The 26,868-nt window shown below is 52.2% G+C and carries 26 protein-coding genes and 1 pseudogene; 19 read left to right on the forward strand and 8 right to left on the reverse strand.

The window, feature by feature from the left end; translation table 11 throughout:
- The 6 genes from P0120_23135 to P0120_23160 form a co-directional block, all read right to left on the reverse strand.
- Positions 1–481: methane monooxygenase/ammonia monooxygenase subunit C (locus P0120_23135; protein ID MDF0677203.1), on the reverse strand; the 481-nt coding region annotated here is incomplete at its 3' end.
- Between the two features lie 360 nt (positions 482–841).
- Entirely contained in the window at positions 842–2,863 is a 2,022-nt protein-coding gene (locus tag P0120_23140; protein ID MDF0677204.1) for a CopD family protein, read from the reverse strand.
- Entirely contained in the window at positions 2,860–3,261 is a 402-nt protein-coding gene (locus P0120_23145) for a copper resistance protein CopC (protein ID MDF0677205.1), read from the reverse strand. Before P0120_23145 ends, P0120_23140 begins: the two co-directional genes overlap by 4 nt.
- 87 nt (positions 3,262–3,348) lie before the next feature.
- Complete coding sequence (locus tag P0120_23150; GenBank protein MDF0677206.1) at positions 3,349–3,936, reverse strand: hypothetical protein; 588 nt, start codon at positions 3,934–3,936, stop codon at positions 3,349–3,351.
- 59 nt (positions 3,937–3,995) lie between these two features.
- On the reverse strand, positions 3,996–4,583 hold the full coding sequence (locus P0120_23155; GenBank protein MDF0677207.1) for a hypothetical protein: 588 nt from the start codon (positions 4,581–4,583) through the stop codon (positions 3,996–3,998).
- Positions 4,584–4,642: 59 nt separating this feature from the next.
- Positions 4,643–5,092, reverse strand: coding sequence for a hypothetical protein (locus tag P0120_23160; GenBank protein MDF0677208.1), 450 nt, complete (start codon positions 5,090–5,092; stop codon positions 4,643–4,645).
- Positions 5,093–5,495: 403 nt separating this feature from the next.
- On the opposite strand from P0120_23160, the gene bfr (P0120_23165) reads away from it, so the two are divergent.
- Positions 5,496–5,972 carry a bacterioferritin gene (bfr, locus tag P0120_23165; GenBank protein MDF0677209.1) on the forward strand — a complete coding sequence of 159 codons (477 nt, stop codon included), beginning with the start codon at positions 5,496–5,498 and terminating at the stop codon, positions 5,970–5,972.
- A 75-nt stretch (positions 5,973–6,047) separates the two neighbouring features.
- Positions 6,048–6,518, forward strand: coding sequence for a bacterioferritin (bfr, locus tag P0120_23170; protein MDF0677210.1), 471 nt, complete (start codon positions 6,048–6,050; stop codon positions 6,516–6,518).
- Positions 6,519–6,951: 433 nt separating this feature from the next.
- On the opposite strand, the gene P0120_23175 is transcribed toward bfr (P0120_23170), so the two are convergent.
- Both P0120_23175 and P0120_23180 read right to left on the reverse strand, forming a co-directional pair.
- A complete protein-coding gene (locus P0120_23175) occupies positions 6,952–7,164 on the reverse strand; it encodes a hypothetical protein (protein MDF0677211.1) in 213 nt (70 codons plus the stop codon).
- 267 nt (positions 7,165–7,431) lie between these two features.
- Positions 7,432–7,779 carry a hypothetical protein gene (locus tag P0120_23180; GenBank protein ID MDF0677212.1) on the reverse strand — a complete coding sequence of 116 codons (348 nt, stop codon included), beginning with the start codon at positions 7,777–7,779 and terminating at the stop codon, positions 7,432–7,434.
- A 397-nt stretch (positions 7,780–8,176) separates the two neighbouring features.
- On the opposite strand from P0120_23180, the pseudogene P0120_23185 reads away from it, so the two are divergent.
- From P0120_23185 to P0120_23265, 17 genes and pseudogenes are all read left to right on the forward strand, one after another.
- Positions 8,177–8,307, forward strand: a pseudogene (locus tag P0120_23185) (integrase core domain-containing protein).
- A 931-nt stretch (positions 8,308–9,238) separates the two neighbouring features.
- Positions 9,239–10,012: a glucose-1-phosphate cytidylyltransferase gene (rfbF, locus tag P0120_23190; GenBank protein MDF0677213.1), complete on the forward strand. Its 774-nt coding sequence runs from the start codon at positions 9,239–9,241 to the stop codon at positions 10,010–10,012.
- Between the two features lie 116 nt (positions 10,013–10,128).
- Positions 10,129–11,187 carry an SDR family oxidoreductase gene (locus tag P0120_23195; protein MDF0677214.1) on the forward strand — a complete coding sequence of 353 codons (1,059 nt, stop codon included), beginning with the start codon at positions 10,129–10,131 and terminating at the stop codon, positions 11,185–11,187.
- A 71-nt stretch (positions 11,188–11,258) separates the two neighbouring features.
- Positions 11,259–12,494 carry a class I SAM-dependent methyltransferase gene (locus tag P0120_23200; GenBank protein MDF0677215.1) on the forward strand — a complete coding sequence of 412 codons (1,236 nt, stop codon included), beginning with the start codon at positions 11,259–11,261 and terminating at the stop codon, positions 12,492–12,494.
- A 73-nt stretch (positions 12,495–12,567) separates the two neighbouring features.
- Entirely contained in the window at positions 12,568–13,038 is a 471-nt protein-coding gene (locus P0120_23205; protein ID MDF0677216.1) for a dTDP-4-dehydrorhamnose 3,5-epimerase family protein, read from the forward strand.
- On the forward strand, positions 12,999–14,363 hold the full coding sequence (locus P0120_23210; protein ID MDF0677217.1) for a DUF4910 domain-containing protein: 1,365 nt from the start codon (positions 12,999–13,001) through the stop codon (positions 14,361–14,363). Before P0120_23205 ends, P0120_23210 begins: the two co-directional genes overlap by 40 nt.
- 13 nt (positions 14,364–14,376) lie before the next feature.
- Positions 14,377–15,297, forward strand: a complete 921-nt coding sequence (locus tag P0120_23215; GenBank protein ID MDF0677218.1) for a phytanoyl-CoA dioxygenase family protein — start codon at positions 14,377–14,379, stop codon at positions 15,295–15,297.
- A gap of 170 nt (positions 15,298–15,467) precedes the next feature.
- Positions 15,468–16,199, forward strand: a complete 732-nt coding sequence (locus tag P0120_23220) for a hypothetical protein (protein MDF0677219.1) — start codon at positions 15,468–15,470, stop codon at positions 16,197–16,199.
- A 348-nt stretch (positions 16,200–16,547) separates the two neighbouring features.
- Positions 16,548–17,231 carry a hypothetical protein gene (locus P0120_23225; protein MDF0677220.1) on the forward strand — a complete coding sequence of 228 codons (684 nt, stop codon included), beginning with the start codon at positions 16,548–16,550 and terminating at the stop codon, positions 17,229–17,231.
- Between the two features lie 91 nt (positions 17,232–17,322).
- Positions 17,323–18,042, forward strand: coding sequence for a polysaccharide biosynthesis/export family protein (locus P0120_23230; GenBank protein MDF0677221.1), 720 nt, complete (start codon positions 17,323–17,325; stop codon positions 18,040–18,042).
- A 48-nt stretch (positions 18,043–18,090) separates the two neighbouring features.
- Positions 18,091–18,714 (forward strand): polysaccharide export protein, encoded by a 624-nt coding sequence (locus P0120_23235; GenBank protein MDF0677222.1) that lies wholly within the window; start codon positions 18,091–18,093, stop codon positions 18,712–18,714.
- Positions 18,715–18,950: 236 nt separating this feature from the next.
- On the forward strand, positions 18,951–20,156 hold the full coding sequence (locus P0120_23240) for an outer membrane beta-barrel protein (GenBank protein MDF0677223.1): 1,206 nt from the start codon (positions 18,951–18,953) through the stop codon (positions 20,154–20,156).
- Positions 20,157–20,325: 169 nt separating this feature from the next.
- A complete protein-coding gene (locus P0120_23245) occupies positions 20,326–21,294 on the forward strand; it encodes an NAD(P)-dependent oxidoreductase (GenBank protein ID MDF0677224.1) in 969 nt (322 codons plus the stop codon).
- Between the two features lie 23 nt (positions 21,295–21,317).
- A complete protein-coding gene (locus P0120_23250) occupies positions 21,318–22,148 on the forward strand; it encodes an ABC transporter permease (GenBank protein ID MDF0677225.1) in 831 nt (276 codons plus the stop codon).
- 95 nt (positions 22,149–22,243) lie between these two features.
- Positions 22,244–23,536: an ABC transporter ATP-binding protein gene (locus tag P0120_23255; GenBank protein ID MDF0677226.1), complete on the forward strand. Its 1,293-nt coding sequence runs from the start codon at positions 22,244–22,246 to the stop codon at positions 23,534–23,536.
- 132 nt (positions 23,537–23,668) lie between these two features.
- A complete protein-coding gene (locus P0120_23260; GenBank protein MDF0677227.1) occupies positions 23,669–25,618 on the forward strand; it encodes a PIG-L family deacetylase in 1,950 nt (649 codons plus the stop codon).
- 236 nt (positions 25,619–25,854) lie between these two features.
- Complete coding sequence (locus P0120_23265) at positions 25,855–26,841, forward strand: glycosyltransferase family 2 protein (GenBank protein MDF0677228.1); 987 nt, start codon at positions 25,855–25,857, stop codon at positions 26,839–26,841.
- Positions 26,842–26,868 lie beyond the last annotated feature (27 nt).

The raw sequence follows: 26,868 nt of genomic DNA on the forward strand, positions 1-26,868 counted from the left end.
TGGATACGCCGCACGTGATGTACAACGGGAACGTCCCGTAGAACGCCACAATGTGGCTCGCCGTGAAGCTCGTGTCCCGGATGATCACTTGGTGCCACGCCGCATCCTGCTCCAACGTGTAGCTGCCCGCGTAGTACACGCCCCAGATGTAACAGGCCAGCCAGCCCATCCAATAGAAGTACCGCTTCAACTCCAGTTTGGGGTCGAGATTGGCCAGGTTGCGGTCTCGGGTGGTCCAGATCCATCCTACCGACACCGCAAAGAACAAGGCGTTCGCCACGATGTTAAACCGCCACAGCCCCATCCACACGGAGTCGAATTCCGGGGTCATCGAATCCAACCCGTGCGAGTACCCAAACGCCCGTTGATACAGGACCCAGAAGATGCCCATCATCAGCATCGCCGCCCACCCGATCTTCCACGGCTTCGAATCGTACCACTGCGAAATGTCATACCCTCGCCCCGAACTGTCAGCTGCCATGTCCCCTACCTCCTTGTGTTAAATGAAAGTGTCTACTACCGAATGCCACGTTTCAAGAAAGGACCCTGCCACGATCGATAGGCTTCCTCTGGTGGAAGGACCCGCAAAAGGTGAGCAAGTATCCGACAAAGTTTCGAGACGAGTCAAGCAAAATATCATGAGACAGGCCCCTAACCCCTTGCCTACAGCGCAAATGGGAGGTCCAGCTTAGGAGGGGGCAGGTATACTCCTGCGGGGGTTGTAAGTCAAGATCATGGGGGGATGTCTCGCGGTGTCAGGTCGGCTTGCAGGAGGATGTGAAAGGCCTGTCTGATGCTAAGGAGGGGGCAATCAGGGCGACTACGTAATAACAGAGGCTCTTCAATGAACGTGATCACCTGGTGGAGGCAGGATTTCTCGCTCTTGATTGAGCTGTGCGATCTGCTGCGTCAGCAAGCTCATATCCGTCCACCCCGATCCGTCTCCATTAGGAATCCATCGTGCCCGCAGATAGCCGAAGCGGTCGATGAGAAATTCCATGTGCTTCGGGCTCGTCCCTTCGCCGATCAGGTCCGGAATAGAGAGGGTTCTTCGGAACAGAGCATAGCTCCTGGAGATCTCGTGCGCACCCTGTGTGACGACAGGGAAGGGCGTATCCCGTACGATTGCGGCCAGCTCATCCGGAGGCACGTCCGTCATGGGGACTGCCAAGATGGCCGTATTCTTTGAGGTGATCGAGACGGCAGCCGCACGGAGTTGATCGAGCCGAACACGCGATTCCGGCCAGGAAAAGAGGACTAGCAGCACCCCTTGCTTCCCACGGAAATCTTTCAATGTACCGCTTGAGCCGTCGTGCGCGGCATACGAGAAGTTTGGAGTAGCCATGAACGGTTGTTCAGGCAGAATACGAGGGGCGATGATCCTCGATTGATACCCTCGGGAATTGGCGTGAAGAAAATTCAACAAGTCCCAGCGTTCTTCTTCGGAAAATTTCTCGCCGAAGGCCGGCATGATACCGTTGAATCGTCCGTAGGTCAGCCAATGGAAGAAGTCACCGGCCGTGTGCATGGCGGTATGTGGTTCCGTCAATAGATCGACCGGTTGTTTCGGCAAGGTTTTGGCCAGTACGCCATTTCCCTTTGCTTGCGGCCCATGACAGGGAATGCAATTCGCGCTAAACAGCTCGGCGCCGTTGGCAATGGAGATGGCGTCGAACGGCACCGGAGTCTTCCTGTACGTTTCCGGGTACGATTGCACGGAAATGGGATAGAGCGTCGCGCCAAGTCCAAGGATCCCCAGTACTGTCGGAGCCGTGATTCGCCACGAGGCACCCCACTGTTTCTTGTTCTTGCGACCAAGAACGATCATCGTTCCGGCTATGATCAGAAGCATCAGGCCGGTGAGCACGATAGCTTGTACGAGCCAGTCGCCCCACGTGGCGTCGATAGAGAAGCGGAACGGGTAGGGCCAGTTATCGATCACGTCATGCTTGGCAGGTACGGCGTTGGCCAACAAGGTGGCGACGATCACCAGGAAGACGGCGAGGACGAACTCGATCCTCACCCACGTCCTGAGCTTCCGACTGCCCGCTGCGGCTGTAACCGGAATCTCCTTAAGCGACGGCACCCAAACAGCCTTCGCGCGCGAGGCGATCAAGAGAATGATGGCCAGCAATGTGAGTTTTAGGATGAGGAGCCAGCCATAGGTTGTGGCAACGAGTCCGGCATAATTAGTGTCGATCATGCGATTGGCGACGATGACACCTGATACGACGATGACGACCATCGTAGGCAGGGCCAATGCTGAAAAGCGGCTCAGCAATTCCCCCGCGCGGGATCGTTGGGCAGTGGATTCCGTTGTGGTGGTGGAGGCAACAAGGATCACGCCCGGGAGGCCACCGAACCAGACACTGGCTGCGATGAGGTGCAGCGCATAGGACACGGTGGCCAAGATCGCTTGCTCTTCGGCAGCCGAATGGCTGGCGAGAGAACCGATGGCCAGGGGCAGCGTTGCAGCTGACGCGCAGACGACGTAGCGCCATCGCGCTGGAGAAGAAATTCGAACGTACAGAACGATCACAAGGACAACGAACGCACTGGCAGCGCGCAGGATCCAAATAAGCCCGACGCGGGTCCTTTGTAAGAAGTCTAACCAGGCTTGCGGATTCCAGACATTTTCAGGAACTCCGGTCGCTTGCGCCGTCGTTGTAGCTAGGAGGCCGAATAATCCAAGCAAGAGCGTGACGGCCAGCCATGGAAAGGTCTGTTTCAGGCGAGTCGGCCACGTATGTCCTGAAGCGGAGCCCTTCTGCTCGGCGATTGCCAAAAAAACGCAACCACCGATCAGCAGCATAGCGGAGGCCAGCTGCAGACAGCGGAACAGCGCGCCGGCAGCCTCGATCATTTCTTTTGTGCTACGCCCTTCACGGTGAAGTCGAAGTAAGACTCGACCACATGACCGTCGACTGAGAGGACACGGAATTTGACGGAATACTTGCCGGGGGCCAGCTCCGGCAGCGGCAGGACGATCGATTTCTGATCATCAGGAGCCAAGGTGGGCTTCACATCGGTGATCGACTGCTGCTTGGCATCGAGGACTACGAGGGAAGCGTAGTCCTCCTCGATTTTCTCGTTGAACCACAAGCGCACCTGAGTCGGCGACTTGGTGAGGACGGCCCGCCGCGGTGGTTCCGCCTTCACCAACATGGAATGCGCGAAGGCCGAGGTGGCGGGGACTCCCAGGGCGAACGCCGCGACCAAGATGACTCGCGCGAACGTGTATCTGCTAGGTGAGCCGATCATTGGTCCCCCATGTGTCCAATTTGGTATCCAAAGAAAACATAGTGCATCTGGCTGCCTCACCCGGTGGTCCAGCGTGTATCCTGCCGCTTACGATGACACGGGGATTCCCGAAGGTTTGCGACGATCTCGAAAGGCGAAGAACACAGCTACAGAGATGCCTACCAGGACGGGAACAATCACCATGATGTAGTGCGTCAAGTGGGACATCACTCCTGTTTCGCCGATCGAAATAGGGAATCGCGAGAGATGTTCATGCTTTTCACCGATCGAAACCAAACCGATGTACTTGCCGGGCTTATCAAAGTTATATTTTATGTCGATGGATCCCGTGGCGTAGACCTTGGCTGGGAAATGGGTGACAGTCACTGCTTCGAGATTCTCCTCCGAGCCGGTGTCTCGAATGACACGCACTTCTACGGGTATTGAGCGAAGTTCTTGCTCAACGAAATCTAGCACCAAGACGGAGTTCCCCGCTCCTGGTAGTTCTTGGCAAAATTTCCGATCGTAGTATGTGTCAGGTTGGTAACTGGCGAAATACATCTTATAGGGTCCGACGTGGAGCACGCACGTATCAGCTGCCAATTCATGCCCATGCTGGGCCAGCGCCGAGAACGGGGCTAGAACCAGTAGGAACAGGCAACAGGCCCAAGCACGAATCAAGAAGGGACAAGACATGTTCGACCTCTACTTTCTGTGCTTCTCATGATCCATATGGGTCCGGCCGTCGTCCTCCACTAGGAAGCCGCGATTTGGGACGGCTTGCCGCGGTCGCGCATGAAAAAGACAATCGCGCCGACGATGACTAGCGCAGCGACTGGAATCATGTAGATATTTAGGAATTTGGAAAAGACCTTCGGTTCGCCTACTGAGAAGGGAAACCGGGATACATGTTGTTGTTTGTCACCCACAGTGACCAGACCGACAAACTTCCCGGGCTTGTCAAAGGTGTAGGCAAAGTCGATCGAACCGTTCGGATACACCTTGGCCGGAAGGTGAAACACTGTGTTGGCCTCAAGATTGTCCTCAGCGCCTGTGTCTTTGATGATGCGGACTTCAGCGGGGAGCGCACGAAGTTCTTGCTCGATGTAATCCAGTACGACGATCGTTTGGCCGATAGCCGGGATGTCTTCACAGAACTGCTTTTGTTGCGTGTTCTCAGGTTGGTAGCCGCTGAAGTGCATCATATAGGGGCCGACCGTGAGTTTGCACATGTCCTCAGACATAGCCAAACCACCATGAGCATAGGCCTGAGTCGATACAAATACAGCTATGGCGAGTACGGCACAACCGAACGTGAGTTTTAGACATAGAAAACACTTCATGGAAGATCCCTCTCTTGAGTGATGGAGTGAATGCTCGCGTGCGACATGCAAACCTGTGCTCACGAACGACGACGAGAAGTAAACCAACCCCGCACTCGGCTCGATTTCGAGAGCTCATATCCGACGATCCCGAGTACCAACAGCAAGGCCAACGGTCCTAGCGCCGCGCGCCCGAGTTTTGAATAGTCGATCTGCTGCACCCGCAGTAAATAGGAGGAAGGGCTGAGCCCTTCTGCCGTTATGATCAACTTATAGAGACCCTTATCCAACTTCGCTTCTCCCCTCACGACGCCATCAGGGTGAGAAGCCGGCTTCCAGTACGCTACAGTCTTGGCTTCGTCTTGCTCATTTTCATTGATGCCCTGAATGATCTTGACTCCCACCGGCAGGTTGCGCAGGCTCGGGTCGACCAGGTCCACCACGAGAAAGGTGTCGCCCACATCCGGAATATCCGTGCAGTATTGAGCCTTCGGCTCAATTTGTGGTTGGTATGCGCTGAAATGTACCATATTCCCACCGATCCTTCGGACGCAGATATCCTCTTCCATTGATACATTCCCATGCGCAGCGGCTATACAGGGGCTGAATGCGGCGGAAAAAACCACTAGGAGAAGGAGGGAGCCTATTCGCCTTGCTTGCTCGATCATGTTTGTCAGCAGCATGAATTGACTGGCTAGATCCCAGGGGAATTTATCACCCTGTGGACCGCTCTTTCAAGTGCTCGAACCACGCCCATCGGTCCAGATCGAAAGAATGTCGGTTAGGTGCCGGCATAGCCGCATAATACTGAGAATTCAATTCATCGAAATTGAGAGGCGTTATCGAAATGCGTGTATTTAACAGTTGACGACCCGCGCAAGACATGATGATAATGAGACAACTGATAGAAACTTATTCGGAAGGAGGCCAAAGATGAAAGCGAAAGAAGGGGTCATCAACATCCTCAATAAAATTCTGACGGCGGACTTGACTGCCATCAACCAGTATTTTGTCCATGCCAAGATGTGCAGCAATTGGGGCTATGATCGGCTCCATCATAAAGTGAGGGAACGGAGCATCGATGAAATGAAGGATGCCGACGAGCTCATCGGCCATATTCTCTACCTGGAGGGCGTGCCCAATATGCAGCGAATGAACGCGGTCCAGGTGGGTGAGACGGTGCCCGAGCAGCTTAAATTGGACTTGAAGGCCGAGCAGGAGATGCTGGCGTTGTTGAATGAAGGGATCGTGCACTGTACGAAGGTCACCGATTTTACGACCCGTCACATGCTCGAAGATATGGCGAAGGACGTCGACGAGCACATTGATTGGCTCGAAACCCAGTTGGAAACTATCAAGCAAGTCGGCGTGGAGAACTATCTGGCGGAACAGATCAAGAAAGAAGAATGAGGGGAGCTCGAAAAATGGGAGCGCCTCCGAGCGCCTCGCCAAGCCCCCCACGTATCTTAAGCGAGGAGACATGCCATGAAAGCGAAAGAGGGCGTACTTGAGTATTTGCAAAAAGTGGTGACGCTGGAGCTGACGGCAGTCCATCACTATCTCTTGCATGCTGGGATGTGCGACAACTGGGGCTACGAGCGGTTGAAGCACGAATTGCATGAGCGCACGACCGACGAGATCGCGCATGTGTCGAAAGTGATCGATCATATGCTTTATCTCGAGGGGGCTCCGGACGTCCAGAAACTCGACGCAGTCCATTCCGGGGAGAGCGTTCAGGACCTGTTCACTGCGGATCTGAAACTTGAGCAAGAAGACGTCAAGTTGCTGCGGGAAGCGATCGCTCACTGTGCTGCAGTTGGTGATTTCACGACGCGGCACCTGTTGGAGGACATGGTCGTGGATTCGGAAGAACACGTCGACTGGTTCGAGACGAAACTGCGGACGATCAAACAGGTGGGGCTGGAGAACTACCTGAGTGAGCAGATCAGGAAGTAAGAGTCGTCGACCTGGGTTCGGCCATCTGCTTCTTCATGCCCGCGCGCCGACCGGCAGAGTCGGAAGTATACTGGTGGCTACATGAGCCAATCGAGAAGGACCTTGTCGTTTCCACGCGAGACGATGAGGCTGATGAGCGCGCCGAACTTACTGTCCGGTTTGTAGGATGCTGCTTGATCGTCGCAGTCCTCGGAAGGGGTGCTGTTTTGAAGCTTCTGCTGTCTTCCGGCTCGCAGTCAGCCTGCCTGTGCCTGTCCATCTCAGGCATCGGTTTGGTCGAGGAACAACGCCGCCTGCGTAACCGCATGGTTACACATCCCGCAAGCCGAGAACACGCCTGCGAACAAGGGAATGCCGCAGACATCGTGGATTAGGGGCGGATGGTCATGCGAGTTCCTTTCTCAACGGCGCACGGCCGATGAGGCGGCATTGATCAATGGCAGATGGTCTCCGTTCCAGGCCACCTGGTCAGGGTGCCAAGATGGCCTTGGATGCCTGGGACTTGAGCGTCCAGTCGGCTTAGGACTTCGGCAAAGGCTTGAAATTCCTCACGCTCGAAATGCCGTGTGATGGGTCCAGAGGTGAGGGGCAGCTTGCCGCAGCCGTTCAGGCCTGCTCGTCCTTGCCGATGAATGACATGATCCATGATCGGTCTTCTTTATTGAGGAATAGCCAAGAGCTCTGAGCCTTCTAGCTTTTCCCAGTCGCTACTCGCTCGGTGCAGCGGTGACAGCCTCGTGATCTATGGCGAGGGGAGGAACCGTTTGTGCCCAACATTCTGCAGGCCGTGTCGGCAAAGGGTTCCTGACCCCTTGCTTGGACTGATGCATGGCCGGCTTCTATTGAAGCGTGGCCAACCCGCGCTCCGTAAAGTCATGGACCAGGTGAGAGCGGAGAGTGTCCGCACGATCGATCACGAACGTCCAGCACCGACCGGTGTCCGTCCGGAAACGACACTGAACGCGTGGTGGAGACGCCTCCAGGAATCGTACAGGAGAGGCGTGCGTGGTTTTGTCGGGCGGTCGATCCGGAGCCGATGCAACGAACGGGCGCCGGAGTTGACGATCAACAGCGTGGTGTCGAGCCGTTCGAAACGGTCGGTCTGATGGTCGAGGAAAGCCGATTCCACGATGCCCACATAGGGAAGGAAATAGAGCGCCGTCCAACGGCCGATCAACTGCATCGAGTCGAAGTACGTCAGCCGACCGCCACTGGAGCGGGTACTCGAAACCGTGGCATGGGGGTCGCTGATGTGCTTCACGGAATCCTCCTTGCCGTGCGCGCTGAGCGATCGCGACAAACACGGCCGAGGTCGCTCATGCTGTTTCTCCTCTGAACGAGATGCGTTGTCAGGCATGCCGCGTCGCTTGCGCGATACGGTCGTCGTGTCCGGATTCTTGATCAGAGAACATCCGCTGGCGCAGCTCCATCGATTGATGTGACCATAAACCTGAAGCCTGGATTCCGCAGTAGTCAGTGCAAGAAAACCAGCGTAAGAAACATCTGGATATTCCATTGCTTGAGTTGTCAACTCTGAACTGCGCCGCATTTGAATCTGGCAAAAACCGCTGTTGTTGTTTGTGCAGGAATTCATTCGGCTGGATCATAAGTATTTCGACGTGCCTTGTACGGCAACCGCGGAATCCAGGACGGGTGGGAGCATGTCACGCCGAGGAAACTGTTGGGACAATGCCTGTGTCGAGAGCTTCTTTGGAACCTTGCAACGGAAACTCATTCATCTCATCGCCAGTACCGAGAGCGGGCGGAGGCAGTGCAGGAGATCTTCGAGAGGCCAGGACGGCTGTTGCGTAACCTGGGGTCCGCGAAACCGAGAATCATGCGCCGGTCGATGGCCTCTCGAACAAGAATTACTGTTGTCCTGTGAAGGCAGCTTTCCCATTGCAAGTTGACTTGACAGGCATAGTTTATTAGAAAGTTAACTATCTCGGTCATGCCGGGACGACGATAGCTTGTTGAGGCTTTAGATCAGGCAGATGGGAAGCATGATCTATGAGCAATTGTTTTTCAGATAGATTGAGGTGCTACGAGAGACGATGATACGGACTTTGTACGAAGTCAAACCACCAAAGGCAAGCAGAATATCTGACGCACCGGAGCGGAGTATTTCTTGCCACTGTGGCAGGAACAGAAGGCTATCCGACGCAGGGTAAGCACCATAATTTGTGAGGATTACCGACATCCTTTCAGTTCGGGGAGCTGCTGATCAGTCAAAAACCGATGCACCCTGGTTCGTTCCTGGTTGAGTTGGTTTTTCCGGGTATCTATTCGCCCGAATCAATCTGTCGGAGGATTATCGAGCGGTGTCCTAGGCCAAAGAGGTTCGGAAAATCGTGGAGTTCGGTGCGCCTCAGGTGGAGGTCGACGCTACGATGATTCTTGCCATCAAGAGTAGAATGGCCAATTCTGAAGCTTGCGCACTGGAGAGGCCAAAGGGGCTAGGTAGTGTCCAACGTCTTCAAATTTAAGACGGGCCATTCGTCGGACTTGAGGCCGTGTTTATGCGAGAGGATGTCAGGACGTCAAAGGGTGATGGTGCTTTTGCGCACACTTGCCCTCCAGCCACGGGTTGTGTTGGAAATCAAACAACTGATTCCACAAGCTGCACCATGGAACTCCGTAGGTTCCGATTATCGATTCGTTCTTAAAATTTTCGCGGGATTCGTTCCAATGTTGGAGCCTGACGTAAGGAGGAACTGAGCATGAAGGCAGTAATTCTCGCAGGAGGATGGGGAACTCGACTGTCCGAAGAGACGACGCTGCGACCGAAGCCTATGGTGGAAATCGGTGGAAAACCGATCCTGTGGCATATCATGAAGATTTATTCGGCATACGGCATAAAGGAATTTGTGATCGGTCTTGGCTACAAGGGAGAGATGATCAAGGACTACTTCCTCAACTTCTATGCTTTCAATAAAGATATTTCGGTCGATCTTGAAAGTGGAAAGACAACGATTCATGATGGAAAGCGGCACGAAGATTGGAAAGTGCATCTCGTCGATACCGGTCTGCACACTCAGACGGGAGGTCGGCTCAAACAGCTGAAGAAATGGATAGGCGAGAACGAAACGTTCTTGTTTACGTATGGAGACGGCGTTTCAGATGTCGACGTTCAAGCCACTATTAAGTTCCACAAGTCTCACGGAAAGTTAGCCACGGTGACGACAGTCCTGCCTCCTGCTAGATTCGGACGGCTTGTGTTTGATCAAGATCACATCGTCGACTTCAAAGAAAAACCTCATGGCGAGGAAGGCTGGATCAATGGCGGTTTCTATGTTCTCGAGCATAAGGCCATAGATTATATTAAAGGTGATGAGACTGTATGGGAGAGAGATCCGATCCAGCAGCTCACGAAAGATAATCAATTGATGGGCTATCGACATGATCGTTTCTGGTCCTGTATGGATACGCTGAAAGAGAAGAATTATTTGGAGGAGCTATGGCAATCGTCGAAGGCTCCCTGGAAGGTATGGTAATCCGTTGATTTCACGATCGGTTCATATGCTTTCGTCCGTCATGTCATAGGACAAGGGATTGCTTGCTCAAACTGTGTTCGCGGCAGCACAGGGCGATTAAAAATCGGGGGTAGGGCATGAAGATTTTAGTTACAGGCAACATGGGCTATGTCGGCCCATTGGTACTGCGTCGTTTGCGAGAATCCCATCCTCAAGCAACGCTCATCGGCTATGACATGGGTTACTTCGCGCATTGTTTAACGGGTGCGTCACGATTCCCTGAAAGTCGGGCCGATCAGCAATATTTCGGAGATATCCGACATGTTCATGAGCAGATCTTGCAAGGAATAGACGCTATCGTACATCTCTGCGCTATTTCGAATGATCCTATGGGCGCCACTTTTGAAAAAGTTACCCTCGATATCAACCATCGAGCAAGTATCGATCTGGCCGGGAAAGCAAAGCAAGCAGGCGTTAAGAAATTTGTCTTCGCATCGAGCTGCAGTGTGTATGGATTTGCCGAAGGTGGTCCCCGCCGAGAAGAGGATGCGTTGAATCCTCTTACGGCATATGCCAAATCGAAAGTTCAAACTGAGCAAGACCTGGCATCGCTTGCATCGGAAGCCTTCACAGCGACCTGTTTGCGGTTTGCAACGGCATGCGGCATGAGCGATCGGCTGCGATTGGATCTTGTGCTGAATGATTTTGTGGCTAGCGCGCTTGCGTCAAAACGCATCAATATCCTGAGTGATGGGACACCATGGCGTCCATTAATTCACGTCAAAGATATGGCGAGAGCAATCGATTGGGCCGTGCAGCGAGACCGTCGAGATGGGGGATCCTTTCTGACAATAAACGTGGGAAGCGATACCTGGAATTATCAGGTGAAGGATTTGGCGGTGGCTGTAGCCAATCTTGTGCCGAACATCGAGGTTTCGATCAATAAAGATGCGCAACCAGATAAACGCTCATATCGTGTAAATTTTGACAAGTTCTCTAAGATGGCACAAGGATTTCTTCCTATGGTTGACCTTCAGAGTGCTGTGAAGGATCTCCGTGATGGACTCTTGGCCATGCAGTTTCGCGACCATGAGTTCCGGACGGGTGAGTTGATACGGCTAGTCACACTAAAACGATTGCGGGAGAGTGGGCAGCTGACAGACGACCTTGTGTGGAAGGAGCGAAGCAATGTTTGAGGGCGTGGTTGGTTATCGCGTCAGGTATTGAGCACGGCGCATCATCCTTCGCCAGGGGGGGAAATATCTGTATGGGGCAATCAGGATGTCGGTCTTGCGGAGCGATGCTTGAGCGTACCTTCGTCGATCTTGGTATGTCTCCATTGGCCAATTCCTACATTAAGCAAGACCAGTTGAATCGTATGGAGCCCTTCTATCCATTGCACGTGTACCTTTGCGAGAAGTGTTTGTTGGTTCAGTTGAAGCAATTCTCAACGCCGCACGACATTTTTTCAGACTATGCGTATTTTTCATCATTTTCAGATTCCTGGCTGGCACACGCAAAAACCTATGTCGACATGATCGTGAGTCGATTCCGGTTGGATCGCAGCTCCAAAGTAGTGGAGATCGCCAGCAATGATGGATATCTTTTGCAGAACTTCGTTCCGCGAGGCATCCCTGTGCTAGGAGTCGAGCCTGCTTCCAATATAGCTGAGGTGGCGAAAAAGAGGGGGATTCATACGAAGGTGGCCTTCTTCGGAGAGAAGACGGCTCTGGATTTAGTTGCTGACGGCTGGGTTGCTGATCTGATTGTCGGGAACAACGTGCTGGCCCATGTCCCGGATCTGAATGATTTCGTGAATGGGCTCAAGGTACTGCTGAAACCGACGGGCCTGATCACCATGGAATTTCCTCATCTGATTCAGCTGATGCAGCAGAACCAGTTCGATACCATCTACCATGAACATTTTTCCTATTTTTCTTTCTTGGCGGTCGAGCAGGTGTTTGCTCGTCATGGAATGAAACTGTTCGATGTAGAGGAACTGTCGACTCATGGTGGGTCCCTGCGAATCTATGCTTGCCACAAGGACGATGCTTCCAAGCCCATAGAGGTGCGGGCGAAGGAACTGAAATTGCGCGAAGAAGCCGCCGGATTTTGTCAGCCGAATCACTACCTGTCGTTTGGCCTGCGAGTTGAGGCGACGAAGAGAAAGTTGCTGTCCTTTCTCATTTCCGCGAAACAGGAGGGTAAGCGCGTTGTGGGTTATGGGGCTCCTGCAAAAGGCAATACGTTACTCAACTATTGCGGGGTTCGGACGGACCTGATTGACTACACGGTAGACCGGAGTCCACATAAGCAAGGTCATTTTCTGCCGGGCGTGCATATCCCGATTTATGAGCCGGAACGAGTGCGTGACACACGTCCTGATTATCTTCTGATTCTCCCCTGGAATATTCGGGAAGAAGTGATGCAGCAGATGAGCTACATTCGGGAGTGGGGAGGGAAGTTTGTCGTTCCGATTCCTGAAGTGCAAGTGCATTCATGATCTTCACAGAAACTGCTCTCAAGGGTGTATTCCTGATCGATACTGAGCCGTACGAGACGACCGGGGAATGTTCATGAGGACTTGGTGCCAACGGGAGTTCGAGGCTCATGGACTTCCGATCGCCTGGGTACAGTCAAGCGTTTCGGTGAACACCCGGAAAGGCACCATGCGAGGGCTTCACTATCAATCCGCTCCACATGAGGAAGTCAAGTTGGTTCGTTGCACGGTGGGCGCCATCTATGATGTCATCGTCGACTTACGGCCTGCATCGCCGACGTACTGTCAGCACGTCGGCATAACGCTCTCGGTAGACAATCGCCGGGCCGTCTACATTCCGAAATGTTGTGCCCATGGGTTTCTCACACTCGAACACGACACCGAAGTGTCGTACTCCATGTCGGAGTTCCAGGTACCGGCTAGTGCTCGAGGATTTCGATGGGATGATCCTGCGTTCAACATTGCCTGGCCTGCACCGATTTTGGTCATGTCGGAGAAGGATCGAATGTGGCCGACACTTCACAAACACAGCGCATTGCCATCATGACATTAGACGGGCCCAGAGAGGCATCGAGAGGTGAAGAGTTAGGCAAAGAGATGCATAACTTCATGGTGGAGCTTTATCCGATATGCCGGAGTATTACCGGTGAGGGTGTCAGAGAAACCATTCGAGCGATCCGAAACCGCATTCCGCTTGAGATGCATGAGGTTCCGAGCGGAACCAAGGTGTTTGATTGGACAGTTCCGTTGGAGTGGAACGTAACCGATGCCTATGTCATGAACCGGGATGGGAAGCGAGTCATCGATTTCAAGGCACATAATTTACATCTGATGAGTTACAGTGCGCCGGTTAGAAAAAAGATGTTTCTGGCAGAACTGAACCCCCATTTATTCACACTACAAGATCATCCAGAGTGGATCCCTTACCGAACTTCCTATTACAAGGAGAACTGGGGCTTTTGTCTTCGCCATGCAGATTTTGAACGATTGTGCGATGACGAATACGAGGTCGTCATCGATTCGAGTCTTCAGGCTGGTTCGCTTACTTATGGCGAGGCCTATTTGCCGGGTGAAATGTCTGATGAGATTCTTGTCTCATGTCATGTGTGCCATCCTTCTATGTGCAACGACAATTTGTCTGGTATCACGGTGGCAGTGAAGTTGGCGGAAACCATGGCTACACGAACCAGACGATATTCATACCGTTTTCTTTTCATTCCAGGAACAATTGGGTCGATTACATGGCTGGCCAAGAACGAACAGATGGTGTCTCGCATTAAACATGGGCTCGTCTTGACAGGGGTAGGCGATGCGGGGAACATTACCTACAAGAAGAGTCGCCAAGGCAATGCCGAGATCGACCGAGCGATGGCGCATGTGCTGAGACATTCTGGAGAGACTTATACCGTCATCGACTTTTTCCCTTATGGGTATGATGAGCGGCAGTATTGTTCTCCTGGGTTTGACCTGCCTGTTGGATGTTTTATGCGTGCCCCGCATGGCCAATATCCGGAGTATCACTCCTCTGCAGATGATCTAGACTTTGTGAAGGCGGACTCTCTTGCCCAGTCGTATACCCGATGCCTGAGGGTGTTTGAGGTCTTGGAAGGGAATAGAACATACATGAATCAAAACCCGAAATGCGAACCGCAATTGGGTCGGCGAGGGCTCTATCGTGCCGTTGCCGGTCAACAAGAAAAGCAATGGACGGAATTGGCTCTCTTCTGGGTCTTGAATGTGTCCGATGGACACCATACACTGCTTGATATTGCGGAACGCGCCGATCTTTCGTTCGGCCACATTCAATCCGCAGCCGAAGCGCTCTTGGAGGTTGGACTATTGAAAGAATGTCGAGCATCTGGAAACTCCTAATGGAGAATGGATTATGAATGCTATCTATTATGACCCTCCATTCTCGGATGAACGCCGCCGGGAAGAGTTATATCAAGGCCAGCTGCTCGTATATTCTCCGAGGAGGAGTACTCTCGCGTTTATCGAATTCGCCAGAAAATTGATCAAGGAAGCTTTTGCTCCTTATGATCCGGAGACGGCTCAACGACATCTTTCCGTTGAGCAGTACGCCGACCTCCTTGGGAAGCTGAAGCCGAATTTTATCCATCATTCCGAATCGAAAGCACTCATGCGGGACATTTTTGACGAGCTGGGCTGTGATCTTGAGAAGACCTATTTTGATGTGCCGAAGATGCGAAGCTCTACCAGCGATAATTATCTGACGACGGGAATTGCTTATGCCTGGCATCCACATCGAGATACGTGGTATTCGGCGCCACCATGCCAAATCAATTGGTGGATCCCGATCTATGATATCCAATCGAACAATGCCATGGCTTTTCATCCACGGTACTGGAACGTTCCGGTAAAGAACAGCTCCAAGGGGTATAATTATTATGCGTGGAACCAGCAAAATCGCGGAGCACATGTCGCCCAGTTCCTAAAAGAAGATCCCAGGCCGCTACCAAAGCCGACCGAATCGCTTGTGCTTGACCCCCAGATTCGCCTCATCGTGCCGGCGGGAGGCATCATTTTATTTTCGGCGGCCCAGATGCACTCGAGTGTGCCCAATACTTCGGGGAAAACTCGCTTCAGCATAGACTTTCGTGTTGTGAATCTTGATGATGTAGCAGGAAGGAAAGGAGCCCCACGGGTGGATGAAGCGTGCACCGGAACCACCATGAGGGATTATTTAAGGGCTAGCGATCTCTCACATATCCCTGCCGACCTTGTGTCACTCTATGATGACGAAACTGCCGATGCCGGTGTGCTGACATATCAACATAAGCTGTAACACCGCCCATGATGACTGTGAAGTTTGATTTTAGATGATCAAATGACCAGATGAGAGGTGGGACCAATCGGCGGAACGAAGTAGTGGCGGTACTTCCTGCAGCTGGCAGATCTCTTCGACTGGCTCCGCTTCCATGCAGCAAAGAAATCCTTCCTGTCGGATTGCAGGCCATGGCTGGTCTCCAAGGGCCACGCTTCAGGGTGGTCAGTCACTATCTGCTTGAATCTTTACAACGAGCGGGTGTTCGGAAGGGTTTTATCGTCATTCGGCAGGGCAAATGGGATATTCCAGCTTACTGGGAAGGCGGGAGCATGTTAGGGATGAACCTGGCCTATGTAGTAATTGAGAGTTCGAGTGGTCCGCCTGATACGATCGATCGGGCATATCCCTTCGTGAAGGACAAAATCATAGCGTTCGGCTTCCCAGATATTATTCTTCGTCCGCAAGATGTATTTGGTAAACTACTGGATCGGTTGGATTGCTCTGGAGGCGACGTGGTGTTGGCGCTGTTCCCTGCACATGACGCCAAGGCCATGGACATGATCGATATTGACGCGGCGTTTCGCGTTCGTGCGATTCATCTAAAGCCAAGAACATCACGGCTACGATATGCTTGGTTGTGCGCCGTGTGGACACCTGTGTTTACGGAGTTTATGCATCAGTTTTTGCGCCGGGTGAAACGAGGGGAAAAGGCTGGGGTGGTTGGTAATCGCAGAATCGATGCTCAGGGTGACATTCCGATGGGAGTCGTACTGAAAGCGGCGGTGAAGGCTCAACTCAAGGTCGAGGGAGTCACATTCCCGACAGGGCGGTATATTGATATCGGCACTCCCCATGCCCTTTCCATGGTTCACCGGTTCGTATCCCATCATGCTCAGCCATTTTATTTGGCGGTAGAGTGAAGGGCGTGGGTGGCCTATATTGGGGTTGCAGGAAGGGCAGGCGGGATGACGTGGATACCTCGATACCTTGCATCGTTTGGATGAGGGGCGAATCTGTAGGAGCGCTGTTATACTTATGGGGGTGATAAAAAAATCATAAAAGTTTGCGTCAGGAGACTTCGTCGTTGGCTCGATGAAGAGGAGCAGGTTACGGGTGGCGAGGTTATATTTGACAACATATACGAATGGCTGAGGTCGAGTTTTTCGAAATTAGCGAGGGATCCAGTCTGTAAGAAACATGAAGCGTATATCTGGTGCGTGCTTCAGGGAGCAGCGCTTGGAAAGGTCTTGGGGTATGGAAGAATTTCGGTGATCGAGTTTGGCGTAGCGGGGGGGCGGGGTTTGCTTGCTATGGAGAGAGCAGCGGAGCTGGTTGAACCAATGGTGAGTATTGGGATTGATGTCTATGGGTTTGACGCGGAAAGAGGGCTTCCTAAGCCACAAGATTACCGCGACCTACCGAATAGATTCTTCGATGGGCAGTATCCCATGGATAGGCAGGAACTGGAAAAGCGTTTGCGCCGTGCCCGGTTAATGCTGGGGTTGGTCGAACAGACTGTCCCGGACTTTCTGGCTTCAAGACCAGCTCCCATCGCATTTGTCTCAGTTGATCTCGACTTCTACAGCTCGACCAAGAACGCGTTTAAGATATTTGAAATGGACGAGCGCCTGCTGTTGCCTAGGGTTCTCTGTTATTGTGACGACATTCTCGGATACACGTACGGTGACTATAACGGCGAAAGGTTGGCGATGTCCGATTTCAAAGCCAACTTCTCTATGCGTAAGTTCTCTCCCGTATACGGGTTGAAATACTATGTGCCCCCTCAGAACAGGAACAGTGCCTGGAGGGACAAGTTTTATTTTCTGCACGTATTCGATCATGCCCTGTATAACCATCCCGATTCGCTGCGCAAGAGTACGCGCATCGATCTGACCGGGAAGCGGGAGACGGGCGTCGTTGCAGCGACTGGGTACCAAGACGTCGACAAGTAATTCTCGCGTGTCTGAAGCAGTCTCGGAAGACGTGTATAATTTGAGCGTTGGGTTCGGCGCAGGCGCTGTGCCAACAGAAAGCACGATGATCATGAAACACTCCCTCTGGGTTCTCATCATCTCACTGACGCTTGCGGTCAGCTCGGGCTCCGGATTCTGTGATTCGGGTTCGGTCAAGCCACCCAGTGTCGGTAAATCGCCGACAGATACCACGGCATTGCCCGCTGCGACGGCGCAGACCGAGAAAGCGATCAGTCAGGTGATGATGGACAAGCTGTCGAACGCGGTCAGCAGCGAATATGTGATCGGCGCCGAAGATGTCTTGGACATTACCGTATGGAGGAATCCGGACCTGTCAAGACAGGTGCAAGTACGTCCTGATGGACGAATTTCTATGCCGATCATTCGTGACGTAGTGGCCGTAGGGAAAACGCCTACCCAATTGGCGGAGGAAATGACGAACAAACTGAAGGAGTACGTCCAAAATCCCGTCGTCGCCGTGACGTTGAAAGAGGTCAATAGTTCCAATGTTTTCCTGTTGGGCGAAGTTGCTCATCCCGGGAAATATCCGTTAAAAAGTAAAATGACGCTCCTCCAGGGGATTACCATCGCAGGCGGATTCAAAGAAACGGCAGCGCGAAATCAAATAGTTATTTTCCGGTTTATTGAAAGTGCTCCAGGCACGAAGCGATTCACGGCGAGCTACGACGATATCGTGCTACGCAGCGGGATCAGTGATAATTTTGAACTCAAGCCTGGTGATACGCTCGTGGTTCCGAGTGAGTCGATGGTGGTCTTCCCTGGTCGCTAGGGAAGACCAGAAAGGATTACTGTGGGTTACTACGCGAGATGGACAGGGATGCGCACGGCATATTTGTCGATGATGCGGGCTCTATTGATTGGGCTCTTGTCGTGCTCCTTTGCCGTCCAAGCCGGTTGTCTGGGACCGGTGACATCGAGAGAATATAAAGCCTCCGATGTTCCGACCGAATTCCTTCTCGGCTCTGAGGACCTCATAGAAATCACTGTCTGGAAGAATCCGGATCTGTCAAGAGTTACCTTGATACGACCGGATGGATATGTGTCGATGCCGATCATCGGGGACGTTCAGGCGGCGGGCCTCACCGCAGAGGCGCTTGCCGCGCAGATTACCGAGCGTCTCAAGGGCTATATCCAAAATCCTTCGGTATCGGTCAACGTCAAAGAACTCAACAGTTATTCGGTGTTTGTGTTGGGAGAAGTTACCAAGCCGGGCAAGTATCAGCTCAAATCGTACGTTACAGTACTCCAAGCTATTTCCATGGCTGGAGGCTTCACAAACTATGCGAGCAAGAATCGGTTGCAAGTTGTGCGGGTGATTGAAAGTCCCGGTCACAAACGGCAGGAGATTCACATTCCGCTGCGTTATGATGATCTCGTCAGCGGTCGTGGCGAACCGGGTAACATCGTCCTAGCATCCGGCGACACGGTCGTTGTACCGTGACAGAGCCATGCAGAACATCAGAGGCCCCGCTGGCTCTAGCTTCTTCACGTCCTATGCAGACGCTACGGCAATCGGATCGGTGAGCCGCTGACTCTTCAGCTGCGAGCAGTCGTCCCTGAAAAGCAGTGCGGGTGATTCTCGTGGGGTCTTATGGATGATTCTGCTTATTGGTGATTCTATTGTGGTCTTGTAGGTATGTTGAGATCAGCCGGTTGTTCAGATGCATGGTTGCTGCCGTGCTTCTCTGGGAGGCGTTGCCGGCGTTGTCGGTCCATGCAGAGACGCTCATCGTCCCATCGGCGATCGTGCGGTCACGGTATGATTCCAATGTGTATCGTACGCCGGTGCAGTTATTAGCGCCGGGCACGCAGCCCCAGGATTTTGTAACGACCATGGGCGGTGGGATAGATCTGATCCACAAGACGCGTGACATAGAAGCGGATGTGAGGATGGGAGGCACATTCAATGCCTTGGTGGTAAACTCGAATCGGAATTATTTCGCCGCGTTGCTCTCTGCCAACGTTGGATTGGATCGCTGGGTTGATCAGTATGCCAGAGGAGCTAGGTTGAACGTCGCGGAGAACTTGCGATATTCTCCGACCCTACCGTCCTTTCTGGTGGGAGCAAGGGATATTCCGGAAGACGACAGCTTGGTTAGCGGCGTACAAGGATTTCGAGCCCCTACGCTTTACAACACCACGAGGGTCACGGGGGCATACCCTTTGTCCCGAGATATCTCTCTGGAAGGGGGCTACATGTTCGGGCTTCGGAGGGTAGGGCAAGTTCAAGGGACAGAAAGCGGACTCGCCAACCTCACTTACTTCAACACGCTGACTAACACCTGGCAGGGAGGACCTCGATATCGGCTGACGCGAAACGACAGTGTCGCGGCCTTGTATAAGCAGATATTCATTTCGCAAGTGAGGTCCGAAGGCAGCAGGACCTTTAGCACCAATGTGATCTCGTTCGCAGCTGAATATGACAAGGCTTTTCAAGAGTGGGGTTTCTCGATGCAAGGAGGGGCCACGTTTGTCGAACCAGGCGGGCAGGTGTTTCCGACAGGCGCCTTCCAGGTGACAACCAGTCCTGAGCGGGATACCGCTGTCCGTTTCGCCATTTTACGGGAAGCCAGACCATCATTTTTCCTGCAGAGTGGAGCCATGATCAGCAATATTGGAAGACTGGGAGTCAGCCATCGAATCTATGAACGGCTCACCCTCGATGGGACGATCGCCTATGCCTTTAATCAATTTCTACCCATCAGTAGCGACCAAACGTATCAGAATCTCACCGCGACGTCGAGACTCGCCTATAAATTAACCAGGAACTTCACAGGCGAGATCTTTGGTCTCTACCAATATATAGACAGTAATAGATCGGGAGCTCAATTCCAATACCCGCGCTATGAAGTGGGATTTATGCTGACGACGGAGTGGAGGTGAGGCGCTGTAGTGCTTCTGGTCGTTTTGCGGTGACAGGCTTCGGCACTGATGTGCTCTCAGTTCATCTGAGTCCAATGCAGGCCATCGGCGTATTTCCGTCCGGTTCATGTCCCATACTGATATGTTCATGGACTACAACGTGCGCTTCCACACCGAGCGCTGACACGTAATGACCGACCGATTTCTTGTTGAGGAAGAGAGCCGTAGCAATCGACCATTGCTTGGTCGAGGGGATAGAGTGTTAGTGACGGGGGCCAGTGGGTTCCTCGGATCGCATCTCTGTCAGCGGCTGATTCAATGTGGAACGGAAGTTCATGCAGTTTCTCGCACTCTCGAAGGCCTTCCATCCGAGAATCCACGATGGTGGAGAGTGGATCTCGAAGATTATGCCGCCACCAAGAACTTGTTTGAAAGCGTGAAGCCTCACGTGGTGTTCCATTTGTCCGGTCAGGCTACCGGGGGTGCGGACATCCGCCATGTCTTGCCGACGTTGCACAGTCAGCTCCTCTCAACGGTCCACTTGTTGACAGTTTCGTCAGAAATTGGTTGCCGCCGAATTATCCTGACCGGGTCCTTAACCGAACCTCAAGCCGGTCAGGTAGACAGCTCTCCCAGTTCCCCGTATGCGGCATCGAAGTGGGCAAGCAGCGCGTTTGCCCGGATGTTTCACTGCCTCTATCAGGCGCCCGTGGTCATCGTCCGCCCGTTCATGGTGTACGGACCGAATCAGAATCCAGAAAAGGTAATCCCGTACTCGATACGATCGCTTCTGCGAGGGGATCAGCCGAAATTGACGAGTGGGGCCTGGCGCGTCGATTGGATTTATGTGGATGATGTGATAGATGGCTTCATCGCAGCCGGGGAGGTCTCTGGAATTGAAGGCTCGACGGTTGATTTGGGGACCGGGCACTTGGTTTCAGTAGAAGCCATGATCCGACAGATAGTCGAAATTATGGGAGTATCGATTGAGCCGCAGTTTGGGGCGCTAACGAGCCGGCTTCGTGAGGAGGTGCGAGCCGCCGATCTAGAGTATACACGTCGCGTGTTGGGTTGGCAGCCGAAGGTATCCGTCCATGAAGGTCTTAAAAGAACAGTCGAATGGCATCGATCGTCACGTCCGCATCCAACATCACCATAACGAGTAACCGCACGAGCTATCTGATGCAATCAACCATTCAAGTCATTCGGATCGAGCCGTCAAAGGGGTGGGTGGCGCTTCAACTGCAAGAGTTATGGGCGTACCGAGAGCTGCTCTACTTTTTGATCTGGCGTGATGTGATGGTGCGCTACAAACAGACGGCTCTAGGTGCAGCATGGGCGATTATCCAACCCGTGTTCACGATGCTTGTCTTTAGCGTCTTTTTCGGTCGATTGGGAAAGATCCCTTCCGATGGAATTCCGTATCCGATCTTCACGTATGCCGCCCTGGTTCCCTGGACTTTCTTTTCTCAAGGGTTGAGTCAGGCGTCCAATAGTCTTGTCGGCAGTGCGAATCTGATCAAAAAGGTCTATTTCCCACGACTATGCGTCCCGATCGCTGCAGTAACCTCGGGTCTCATCGATTTTGCGATCGCCTTTACGGTGTTGATCGGAATGATGCTCTATTACGGCATTGTTCCAGGAGTCAAGGTGATCTGGCTTCCCGTGATGCTTCTGCTGACGCTGATCACTTCGCTTGGTGTCTCGCTGTGGCTTTCTGCATTGAACGTCCATTTTCGCGATGTGCGTCATATCATCCCGTTTTTGACACAACTCTGGCTCTTTGCAACCCCGATCGCCTATCCCAGCAGTCTATTGTCAGACCCATGGCGAACACTCTATAGCATCAATCCAATGGTGGGGGTGGTCGAGGGATTTCGATGGGCTTTGCTTGGGGCGGATACCGCGCCAGGGCCGATGGTGATAGTTTCCTTTCTGGCTGCCCTGGCGATTTTGGTAAGCGGCATATTCTACTTCCGTCGTCTGGAAAAGACTTTTGCTGATGTGGTTTGACGATGCCATCGTAAGCAGCATCGGAGAAGAAGGAAGCCGAAGTTGAGAGTAGACCGCAGACGACATGTCTCACACTGAGTCCACTGCGAGGAATCATGGGCGATATTGCCATACGAGTAGAGGAGATCGGCAAGCAGTACCGTATCGGTAAAGCGGAAAAATACAAGACGCTGCGGGATACCTTGGCTTCTGCCTTCACCGCACCATTTCGAACGGTAGGGCGGTTATTGCGAAGGGAGGCGGCGGACGATCTTGGACAGGATGACCAGATTTGGGCGTTGAAGGATGTCTCTTTCGAGGTGAGACGGGGTGAAGTCATCGGGGTGATCGGTGGCAACGGCGCCGGCAAGAGCACCCTCTTAAAAATACTCTCGCGCATCACCGAACCGACGACGGGCTTCGCAGAAATCCACGGACGCGTCGGCTCGCTCCTTGAGGTGGGGACCGGTTTTCATGGTGAGTTAACCGGGAGGGAAAACACCTATTTGAACGGCGCGATTCTTGGTATGACTAGAAAGGAAATCGACAGGAAATTTGACGAAATTGTCGCCTTTTCCGAGGTCGAGAAGTTTATCGATACTCCAGTCAAGCACTATTCCAGCGGCATGTATCTTCGATTGGCTTTTGCCGTTGCAGCGCATCTCGAGCCGGAGATTTTGATCGTTGACGAGGTGCTGGCAGTCGGGGATGCGGGATTCCAACAAAAGTGCCTCGGCAAAATGGGAGCGGTGGCCAAAGAGGGCCGGACGGTTTTGTTCGTCAGTCACAACATGGGCGCCATCACGCAGCTTTGTGGACGGGCCGTGCAATTGGAGAAGGGGAGATTAAAACGGAGCGGTTCCGCTGGAGAAGTGGTGGCCGCTTATTTGTCGGCGGTAGCCGGGACAGAACTTAAGTCGAGTTGGTCAAACGAATCCTCCAACTCTAATGGCTCCGATGTCCGATTTAGCTCCGCACGACTTTTGTCAACTGAGGAACAGCCCCTGTCCATTACAAACTTCAACGAGTCGCTTCTGATTCAGATTGCCTACGAAGTAAAGGTCCCCGTAAGGAATCTTTCTGTTACATGTCTGCTCTATGATTCGATGAATCATCTCGTCTTTGAATCGATGGATACCGATATGCCGGAATGGAATGGGTGCGTCAGAGAGCCCGGTAGTTATCGTGCCACCGCCAAGATTCCTCCCCGTCTCCTGAGACCTGGCCGCTATCAGTTATCGTTCGTCGCGTTCGTCGAGGGAGTGAGAGTCATAGAGCAGCTTCAGCGAGTCCTAACGTTCGATATGTCGGGAGTAGGATACACCTTGCAGCCCAAACGGGAAGGTATCGTCTCGCCGGTGCTTGATTGGAAGGTGTGCCGATGCAGCGATAACGGACGGATGGACTAGCGCTCTCGTCTATCGCTCAAACGGGCCCCTACTCGAACGCCGAATATTGAGAAGCTCCCAAAGGTGTTTTCGTCAGTTCTGGGGCGACCAACACAGGCTTTCTGGTCTGGGTGCATGATGCGCTTTCCAATAATGTTAGAGAAGTCCATCATCGTTGCGGCACACCCGGACGACGAGGTGCTATGGTTTAGTTCAATCCTGGAGAAAGTAAATGAGATCGTCGTCTGTTTTGTGAACAGCGAGTCCTACCCTGAGTGGACTGACGGAAGGCGGAAGAGTTTGGCAGCATACCCGATGAAGAATCTGTCCACCCTCAATATCGATCAGTCAGAGGTGTTCAACGGCGGGGATTGGGACAATCCGGTGGTGACCGACTATGGAATGGAGATTACGAATAAAAAGATCGCTGATCGGAATGAACAATACAAATTGAATTACGAGAACCTGAGGCAGCAGCTTGAACAGCACTTGCTAGGGCGCCTCAACGTGTTTACCCATAATCCTTGGGGGGAGTATGGGCATGAAGAGCATATACAGGTCTATCGGGCCGTCAAGATGGTGCAAGGCAAGCTACACTTTAACTTATGGTACTCCAATTATGTCAGCAATAAATCGCTCAAGTTCATGTTAAGTCATCTGAATAGATTTCATTTTGAATACGTATCCTTCGAAACGAATAAGGCTCTGGCGCACGATATTAGGGATATTTATAAGAAGAATAAGTGTTGGACATGGTATGATCACTGGCAATGGTACAACGAAGAGTCATTCATTAAAGAAAGAGATTTTGAGCCAGGGGACAAAAAGGTCGGGAACCTGTTTCCAATAAACCTCATCAAAGTCAGTCTCCCTCCGGTCCGAACAAGAAAATCCCCTTCGTATTACTCGGTGATCGATCGAACGATGAAGCGATTAACCAGAGAAATATTTAGGAAATTCGGAATAGAGGTTAGGCGGTATGTCCCCAACGTGTATGAGAGGACGGTATCACTTGAGCCTGAAAGAAAATCACAAGGCAATGTGCTTCTCTCGTATCACATTAAGCCATTCCTGCTAAAGCCTGGTGAATCTGTTCCGAATTCACATACCAGTCAGTGGCGGTGTTTGCAGATCGCGAGAACCTTTTTAGACTTGGGATATTCTGTGGATGTGATCGATTCACACAATCATGTCTTTCAGCCGAAGAAGCCGTATGCGTTGTTCGTCGGTCACCGGATTAATTTTGATAGGATCGTCGGGTTGCTCAACAGTGATTGTACCAAGATCGCCCACTTGGATACGGCTCATTGGGTTTATAATAACTATGCCACCTATCAGCGTAAATTGGAGCTCCAACAGAGAAGAGGAATAACGATCAAGGGAAGCGATAGAATAGTCGAGCAGACGCTGGCGCTCGAACATGCAGATTGCGTGACTGTCTGCGGCAATGATTTTAATGTCAGTACACTACGGTATTCAAGTAAACCGGTTTACAAGCTTCCTCAGGCGCCACCGATGGTGTACCCCTGGTCGGATGACAAAGAGTTCGACATCTGTCGAACGAATTTTCTGTGGTTCGGAAGCCATGGCTTCGTGCACAAGGGCTTGGATTTGGCGTTAGAAGCGTTTGCGGAAATGCCGGATTATCATCTGTACGTGTGTGGTCCGTTAAAAAAGGAAGAAGACTTCATAGCGGCCTACCATAAAGAGCTCTATCAAACTCCGAATATCCATGCGGTTGGATGGGTCGATGTGGAAAGTCCTGAATTTACGGTGATGGCTAAGAAGTGTCTGGGGGTGGTCTATCCTTCTTGCTCTGAAGCAGGAGGAGGGAATGTAATCGTCTGTATGCATGCAGGGCTGATTCCCCTTGTGAGCTACGAGTCGAGTGTTGACGTAGAGGATTTTGGCGTGATGTTCAAGGACAACTCCGTCAATACCATACAAGAGGCTGTGCGAATGGTGTCCAACCTTCCTCCTGACCAGCTTCAGAGGATGGCCAGGAAAGCTTGGGAATTCGCACGCGCCAATCACACAAGGGAAAAATTTGCAGAAGCGTACAAGAAATTTGTTTTGACTGTTTTGGGAATGACGGGGGAGTGAAGAGTCTTAGCAGGAGACCAATCTCTCGCCAATAGTTGAGTCGGATTTTCGTTCATTCAGACTGCAAACGCTACCGGAGTTTGATCGTTATCGCCTTACCCGGTCAACCATCTTGAGATAGGTGCTAGTCTTCGTGGAGCTCTGTTCCATCCCGAGCACTGCGGTAACGGGAATATAGGGCCAGTTAACAATTTCGGGAGGTTCCGGCGAAAGAGAGTAAGCCGGAGGTCGGAGGTATGAGGCCAGAGTCACAACCTTTAGTGAGCGTGCTTACGCCGGTTTACAACTGCGAGGATTATTTGTCTGAGTGTATTGAGAGCGTATTGGCCCAAACCTATGAAAATTGGGAATATTGCATCGTCAATAACTGCAGCGCTGATCGGACCCTGGAAATCGCCGAAGCCTATGCCAAGAAAGACAACAGGATCCGCATCCATAATAACTCAGACTTTGTCGGGATCGGTCAAAATGGGAATATTGCATTTCAGCAGATGTCGCCGAACAGCAAGTACTGCAAAGTTGTCTACGCTGATGACTGGCTGTTTCCGGAATGCATCATGAAAATGGTGAAATTAGCGGAAGCCCATTCGACCGTCGCCATCGTTGGCGCCTATGGTTTGCTTGGAGAAGCCGTGTCCTGGGATGGTTTGCCCTATACCAGCTCAGTGGTGTCTGGTCGAGAGATCAGCCGATGGACTCTTTTGGGAAAACCGTATGTGTTTGGAAACCCTACATCTCTTCTACTGCGATCAGATCTCGTGAGGGCCTCGGAGCCATTTTACGATGCGTCCAATAGCCATTGTGATTCCGAAGCGTGCCTTCGGATCTTGAGAAGTTGGGACTTTGGCTTTGTGCATCAAGTGCTATCATACAACAGAATACGGGAGGGTTCGGGAAGAAGCTTTAGTCGGCGGTACAATACCTATCTTCCAAATAATATTGATCGGCTCCTGAAGTTCGGCCCGACAGTTTTGAGTCAGGAAGAACTCAGTGCACGACTCAAATACTATTTGGCCATATACTATGACTACCTGGCTGTCTCGGTGTTCATGTTAAGAGAAAAAGAGTTCTGGGCCTTTCACCGGGAGAAAATGGAACGCATGGGGCATCCATTGAGTTTGCCGAGATTGGCCGCCGCCGTTTGCTCAAAGGCCATCGATTACCTGTTTAATCCCAAGCGAACCATTGAAGGCCTATTGAGAAAGATTCGGCATGGAAGTTGAGCGAGGATGATTGAGAACGGATGTTCA

The sequence above is a fragment of the Nitrospira sp. genome (assembly GCA_029194675.1).
GTDB lineage: Bacteria > Nitrospirota > Nitrospiria > Nitrospirales > Nitrospiraceae > Nitrospira_D.